5 protein-coding genes are annotated in these 7,131 nt (G+C 74.5%); all 5 read left to right on the plus strand.

Translation table 11 applies throughout. The annotated features are described in order from the left end of the window. Window positions 1–23: 23 nt before the first annotated feature. The 5 genes from hutU to JGS22_RS13475 all read left to right on the plus strand — a co-directional run bounded on the left by hutU (window position 24) and on the right by JGS22_RS13475 (window position 6,921). Window positions 24–1,688 carry a urocanate hydratase gene (hutU, locus tag JGS22_RS13455; RefSeq protein WP_211040864.1) on the plus strand — a complete coding sequence of 555 codons (1,665 nt, stop codon included), beginning with the start codon at window positions 24–26 and terminating at the stop codon, window positions 1,686–1,688. Between the two features lie 104 nt (window positions 1,689–1,792). Beyond that, complete coding sequence (locus JGS22_RS13460; protein WP_211040859.1) at window positions 1,793–3,064, plus strand: allantoate amidohydrolase; 1,272 nt, start codon at window positions 1,793–1,795, stop codon at window positions 3,062–3,064. Continuing rightward, complete coding sequence (locus JGS22_RS13465; protein WP_211040860.1) at window positions 3,061–4,428, plus strand: formimidoylglutamate deiminase; 1,368 nt, start codon at window positions 3,061–3,063, stop codon at window positions 4,426–4,428. Before JGS22_RS13460 ends, JGS22_RS13465 begins: the two co-directional genes overlap by 4 nt. Window positions 4,429–4,715: 287 nt before the next feature. Then, a complete protein-coding gene (gene hutI / locus JGS22_RS13470; RefSeq protein WP_236073905.1) occupies window positions 4,716–5,879 on the plus strand; it encodes an imidazolonepropionase in 1,164 nt (387 codons plus the stop codon). A gap of 253 nt (window positions 5,880–6,132) precedes the next feature. Continuing rightward, complete coding sequence (locus tag JGS22_RS13475) at window positions 6,133–6,921, plus strand: DinB family protein (RefSeq protein WP_211040862.1); 789 nt, start codon at window positions 6,133–6,135, stop codon at window positions 6,919–6,921. The last annotated feature ends 210 nt before the right edge of the window (window positions 6,922–7,131 follow it).

Genomic DNA, 7,131 nt, shown 5'->3' on the forward strand with positions numbered 1-7,131 from the left:
GAGGAGGCACAGCGATGTCCGGCATCTCGGGACCGCGACCCGTACGGGCCGCACGGGGCAACCGGCTCACCACCCAGGGCTGGCAGCAGGAGGCCGCGCTGCGGATGCTGCACAACAACCTGGACCCCGAGGTCGCCGAGCACCCCGACAAGCTGGTCGTCTACGGCGGCACCGGCCGGGCAGCCCGCGACTGGCGCTCCTTCGACGCCCTCAGCCGCACGCTCCGCACCCTGAAGAACGACGAGACGATGCTCGTCCAGTCCGGCCGCCCGGTGGGGGTGATGACGACCCACGAGTGGGCGCCACGCGTGCTGATCGCCAACTCCAACCTGGTCGGGGACTGGGCGAACTGGGAGGAGTTCCGCCGCCTGGAACACCTCGGACTGACCATGTACGGCCAGATGACCGCCGGTTCGTGGATCTACATCGGGACCCAGGGCATCCTCCAGGGCACCTACGAGACCTTCGCCGCCGTCGCCGCCAAGCGCTTCGGCGGCAGCCTGGCCGGCACCATCACGCTGACCGCGGGCCTCGGCGGGATGGGCGGCGCCCAGCCACTGGCCGTCACGATGAACGACGGTGTGGCGATCTGCGTGGACTGCGACCCGCGCGCCATCGAGCGCCGTATCGAGCACCGCTTCCTGGACGTGCGGGCCGACTCCCTGGAGGAGGCCCTCCAGCTGGCGACCGACGCCCGGGACAAGCGCAAGCCGTTGTCCATCGGGCTCCTCGGCAACGCCGCCGAACTCCTGCCGCGCATCCTGGGGATGGGCGCGCCCATCGACATCGTCACCGACCAGACCAGCGCCCACGACCCGCTCGCCTACCTGCCGATCGGGGTCGACTTCGCCGACATGGCCGCTTTCGCGGCGGAGAAGCCCGCCGACTTCACCCAGCGCGCGCGGGAGTCCATGGCCCGCCACGTGGAAGCCATGGTCGGGTTCCTCGACGCCGGCGCCGAGGTGTTCGACTACGGCAACTCCATTCGCGGTGAGGCCAAACTCGTCGGCTACGGGCGGGCGTTCGACTTCCCCGGCTTCGTACCGGCCTACATCCGGCCGCTCTTCTGCGAGGGCAGGGGCCCGTTCCGCTGGGCGGCCCTGAGCGGCGACCCGAAGGACATCGCGGCCACCGACCGCGCCGTCCTCGAACTCTTCCCGGAGAACGAGTCGCTGGCCCGCTGGATCCAACTCGCGGGCGAGCGCGTCCACTTCCAGGGCCTGCCGGCCCGCATCTGCTGGCTCGGGTACGGCGAACGGGAGCGCGCGGGCGAGCGCTTCAACGACATGGTGGCCTCCGGCGAGCTCTCGGCGCCCGTGGCCATCGGACGCGACCATCTGGACTGCGGTTCGGTCGCCTCGCCCTACCGCGAGACCGAGGGAATGCTCGACGGCTCCGACGCCATCGCCGACTGGCCGCTGCTCAACGCCATGGTCAACGTCGCCTCCGGCGCCTCCTGGGTCTCCCTGCACCACGGCGGCGGCGTCGGGATGGGGCGCTCGATCCACGCGGGCCAGGTCACGGTGGCCGACGGCACCCCGCTTGCCGGGGAGAAGATCCAGCGCGTGCTCACCAACGACCCGGGCATGGGCGTCATCCGGCACGTGGACGCCGGGTACGACCGGGCCGAGGAGGTCGCCGCCGAACGCGAGGTGCGCATCCCGATGAGCGAGGGCGGGGAGGCATGACCGCGCCGTCGGCCGAGAGCGGCGCGCAGGCGGGAAGCGGCGCGCGACCGGGGCACGGGGCTTCGGAGAGCCGCGGGGCCGGGAGCGGGACCTCTTTCGTCGAGATGTGGCGTGAACTGTCTCCGATCGGGCGGGACAGGGACAGCGGCGGGTACCGGCGGTACGCCTGGACCGGCGCGGACGCCGACTGCCGCGCCTGGTTCCGTGCGCAGGCCGAGAGCCGCGGCCTGACCCACGAGGTCGACCGCAACGGCAACCAGTGGGCCTGGCTCGGCGATCCGGCGGGCCGGGACGCGGTGGTGACCGGCTCCCACCTGGACTCGGTGCCCGACGGCGGCGCCTTCGACGGCCCGCTCGGGGTCGTCTCCGCCTTCGCCGCACTCGACGAACTCCGCGCCCGCGGCGCGGAGTTCAGCAGACCGCTGGCGATCAGCAACTTCGTGGACGAGGAGGGCGCCCGTTTCGGGCTCGCCTGCGTCGGCTCGCGCCTGACCGCCGGCCGGCTCACCGCGGAGCAGGCCGGTCGCCTGACCGACGCCGACGGTGTCACCCTGCCGCAGGCGATGGAGCGGGCCGGCCACGACCCCGAGGCCGTCGGCGCGGACCCCGAACGGCTCGGCCGCATCGCGGCGTTCGTCGAACTCCACGTCGAGCAGGGCAGAGCGCTCGCCGAGGGGCCGCACCCGGTGGGGGTGGCCTCCGCGATCTGGCCGCACGGCAGATGGCGCTTCGACTTCCGGGGCGAGGCCAACCACGCCGGCACCACCCGGCTCGCCGACCGCCGGGACCCGATGCTGACCTACGCGCACACGGTGCTGGCCGCCCGTGAACATGCCGCCGGGACAGGGGCGTTGGCCACCTTCGGCAAGGTCGCCGTCGATCCGAACGGGGTGAACGCCATCGCCTCGCTGGTGCGCGGCTGGCTGGACTCCCGCGCGGCCGACGAGGAGACCCTCGCCGAACTGGTGGGCGCCGTCGAACGGTCCGCGGCGGAGCACGGGGCGGCCGACGGAGTCGGGGTCGAGGTGACGCGGGAGTCGTTCACCCCGGTCGTCGAGTTCGCGGGCGGGCTGCGCGACCGGCTCGCCGCACTCCTCGCCCGCCTGGACGCCGAACGCGGCGGCCCGGGCTCGGCCGGTGCGGGCTCGCGGGGCCCGGCCTCGTACGGCGCGGGCGGGCCGGGTGCGGTGCCGATTCTGCCCACCGGTGCGGGCCACGACGCGGGCGTGCTGTCCGCCGCCGTACCGACGGCGATGCTGTACGTGCGCAACCCCACCGGGGTCTCCCACTCGCCGGCCGAGTTCGCCACCGAGGACGACTGCACGGCCGGAGTCGTCGCACTCGCCGATGTACTGGAGGATCTCGCGTGCCGATGACGTACTGGGCGGAGCACGCGTGGCTGGACGGCGGGGTCCGGACCGGAGCGGTCCTGGAGACCGACGGCGGCCGGGTCGCTGCCGTGCGCGCACTGGACGCACCGCCGCCCGGCGCCGTCGTGCTGCGCGGGCTGACGGTGCCGGGTCTCGCCAACGCCCATTCCCACGCCTTCCACCGGGCGCTGCGCGGCACCGTCCAGGTGGGCGCGGGCGGCGCCCGCGGTGCCGAGGACGGTCCGGGCGGGCGGGCCCCGGACTCCTTCTGGGCCTGGCGCGAGGTGATGTACCGGGTCGCCGACAACCTCACGCCGGACAGCTACTTCGCCCTGGCTCGGGCGACCTACGCCGAGATGGCGCTGGCCGGGATCACCTGCGTCGGGGAGTTCCACTACCTCCACCACGCCCCGGGCGGCGCCCCGTACGCGGACCCCAACGCCATGGGCGAGGCCCTGATCGCCGCCGCGGGCGAGGCCGGGATCCGGATCACCCTGCTCGACGCCTGCTATCTCTCGGCCGGCTTCGGCACCCCTCCCGAACAGTCGCAACTGCGCTTCTCCGACGGCACCGCGCAGCAGTGGGCCGCCCGGGCCGACCGACTCACCGGCAGCGACCACGCCAGGATCGGCGCGGCCATCCACTCGGTGCGCGCCGTCCCCGCAGACGAGCTGGGCACGGTGGCGGACTGGGCGCGCGGACGCGGTGCGCCCCTGCACGTCCACCTCTCCGAGCAACCCGCGGAGAACGAGGCCGCGCTCGCCGCGCACGGCCGCACCCCCACCCGACTGCTGCACGACAGCGGGGCGTTGGGCAGCGGTACGACCGCGGTGCACGCCACTCATCTGACGGACGACGACATCCACCTCCTGGGCAGCTCGCGGACAGGTGTGTGCATGTGCCCGACGACCGAGCGCGATCTCGCGGACGGGATCGGCCCCGCGGTCGCCCTGGAACGGGCGGGCAGCCCGCTGAGCCTCGGCAGCGACAGCCACGCGGTCATCGACCTCTGGGAGGAGGCGCGCGCGATGGAGCTGAACGAACGGCTGCGCACCAGAGTCCGCGGTCACTGGAGCGCGGGGGCGCTCCTGCGCTCCGCCACCGAGCACGGGCACTCCGCGCTCGGCTGGCCGGAGGCCGGACGGCTCGCGGTGGGCGCGGCGGCGGACTTCACCACCCTCGCGCTCGACACCGTCCGCACTGCGGGGCCCACGCCCCGACTGGCCGCCGAGGCGGCGATATTCGCGGGAACCGGCGCAGACGTACGGCACACGGTGGTCGCCGGTCGGCACATCGTCCGGGACGGGGTGCACACGCTGCGCCCCGATGTGCCCGACGAGCTGGCGACGGCGATCGCCGCGGTGCACTGACGCAGTCGCCGACACGGCGGCAGCCGCCTTCGCCGCCGACGGGCGCGGGCGCGGGCACGGGCTCCGTGGCCCGTACGCGTACGGCGCTGCCGCCGGTCTCCGACGCCGTGCCCCCACCCCACGGCACCCTCGATCCGAACGACACCCAGCCGCCTCGGCGGACCCCAGGGAGCACTCTCGTGTCCGACGCCCACGCAGACCGCACCACTCCGGACCGCACACCGCGAAAGCGCACCGCGCCGGACCGCACCGCGCCGGACCGCACCGCGCCGGACCGCCGGAGCACCCTGATCCACCACATCAGCACTCTGGTCACCAACGACCCCTCCCTCGGCACCGGTCCGCTGGGGCTGATCCCGGACGCCGCGCTCGTCCTGGAGGGCGAACGCGTCGTCTGGGCAGGCGAGTCCAGCAAAGCACCCGCCACTGACAACGCGTTCGACGCGGCCGGCAGGGCGGTCGTACCGGGCTTCGTGGACTCCCACTCCCACCTGGTCTTCGCCGGCGACCGCACCGCCGAGTTCAACGCCCGGATGTCGGGCCGCAGTTACACCGCGGGGGGAATCCGCTCCACCGTCGCGGCCACCCGCGCGGCGGACGACGGCGCCCTCTCGGCCAACCTCGCCGCCCATCTGACGGAGATGCTCCGGCAGGGCACCACCACAGTGGAGACCAAGTCCGGTTACGGCCTCACCGTCGAGGAGGAGGCGAGGGCGCTGAGGATCGCAGCGGCGCACACCGAGGACGTCACCTACCTCGGCGCCCACATCGTCGGTCCCGAGTACGCCGACGACCCGGCCGGATACGTCGACCTCGTCACCGGCGCGATGCTCGACGCCTGTGCACCGCACGCCCGTTGGGTCGACGTCTTCTGCGAGGAGGGCGCTTTCGACGGTGACCAGGCCCGCGCGATCCTGACCGCAGGAAAGGCCCGCGGCCTGCTGCCCCGGGTGCACGCCAACCAGCTCTCCCACGGCCCCGGGGTACGCCTCGCGGTCGAGCTGGAAGCGGCTTCGGCGGACCACTGCACCCACCTCGCCGACGCGGACGTGGACGCGCTCGCCTCGGGCACGACCGTCGCCACGCTGCTGCCGGGCTGCGAGTTCTCCACCCGCGCCGTCTACCCCGACGCCCGTCGCCTGCTGGACGCGGGGGTGAGCGTCGCGCTCTCCACGGACTGCAACCCCGGTTCGTCCTTCACCAGTTCGATGCCCTTCTGCATCGCCGTCGCAGTGCGGGAGATGGGGATGACACCGGACGAGGCGCTGTGGTCGGCGACCGCGGGAGGCGCCGCCGCCCTGCTGCGCGAGGACGTCGGACGGCTCGCACCGGGCGCGCGGGCGGACCTCGCGCTCCTCGACGCACCCAGCCATGTGCATCTCGCCTACCGTCCGGGTGTTCCGCTGGTCACGGATGTGTGGCGACGGGGAGAACACCACTCGATCCGGTGAACCGCACCGCGGGGGCCGGTCGGGCCGCGGCGGCTCGCCGCACCGTCCCGCCTCGTATCGCGCGTCCCGCAGCGTCCCGCAGCGCCTCGGGCGCGGAGCCGGGAGAGCGCGGCGCGTGCGCGCTCTCGTACGCCGTGGCAGCCCCGCGCGATGAGTTGTGCCGCCGCCGGGTGTCTGCACGGTGAGCGCGTACGGACGGCTCCGGCCGCATCCGTACGGCCGCAGTGCACCACGGGCGTACGGGAGGTGGGCGGTGGCGAGCCGCGAGCAGCAACGGGCGGGCGACGGCGAACGGTGGGACCGGCGGCTGCTGGAGGACGCGGCCGACTACGCCGTCGGCGGTCTCGCCGGACTCACCGAGACGGAGCGCTTCCTGCCGACACCCTGCGCGGGTTGGGACCTCGAACGACTGCTCAGCCACCTCGACGCGTCCGTGCGCGCACTGCGGGAAGGGTTTTCCACCGGCCGGGTGGCCCCGCCGCCCCCGTCACCGCCACCGGGCTGTTCGCCGCTCCCGGCACCGGACCCGCCCTCGCGCCCCGCGCCTTCTGCGCGGGCAGCCGGGCACGCTCCGCCGGGTTCGTCGGCCGGCCGGGGGCGCGCAGCCGTTCCGGTCCGGGGGCCCGACTCCCGGTCCGGAACGGCCGCGCCCCACGGGGCTGCACCCGGCCCCGCTTCCGTCGCGGCTCATGCCCGGTGCCTCGCGGGGCGGGTCGCCGAACTGCCCGTCCTCTGCCGGGGCGCTCATGAACAGGGCCTGCGCGCCGCGGTGCTCGTCGACGGCCACCCGCTCGCCCGTACGCTGTTCCTCCGCACCGGAGCGCTCGAACTGACGGTCCACGGCTGGGACATACGCCGGGCGAGGAGCGCGGCGGACACCGGCCCGCCGCCCGGCCCGCTGGCCGAGCGGCTGCTGACGGTCCTGCCCGCGCTGCTGCCGCAGCCCCGGGACCGGGGCACGCTGTTCGCGGCGCCGGTCCCGGTGGCAGTCACCGCGGACGCGGGAACGCGCCTGCTGGCCGGCCTCGGCCGCTCCCTGTGACACGGGCGGCCCCGGCACCGAGCGCCCCGACGCGGTGGCCCCGACGTCGAAGACAGCGACATCGAAGACAGGGAGATCGAAGACCGCGGCACCAACGGCCCGGACGCCAACGACCGCGGTACCAGGGGCGGCCCGCCTGCCGCTCCCGACCGCCTCTGCCGGCGGCAGCGCCCGACGCAGTCACCGTTCCCGTCGAAACGACCCCTCCAC

It is taken from the genome of Streptomyces tardus (assembly GCF_018101125.2).
Classification (GTDB): Bacteria; Actinomycetota; Actinomycetes; order Streptomycetales; family Streptomycetaceae; genus Streptomyces; species Streptomyces tardus.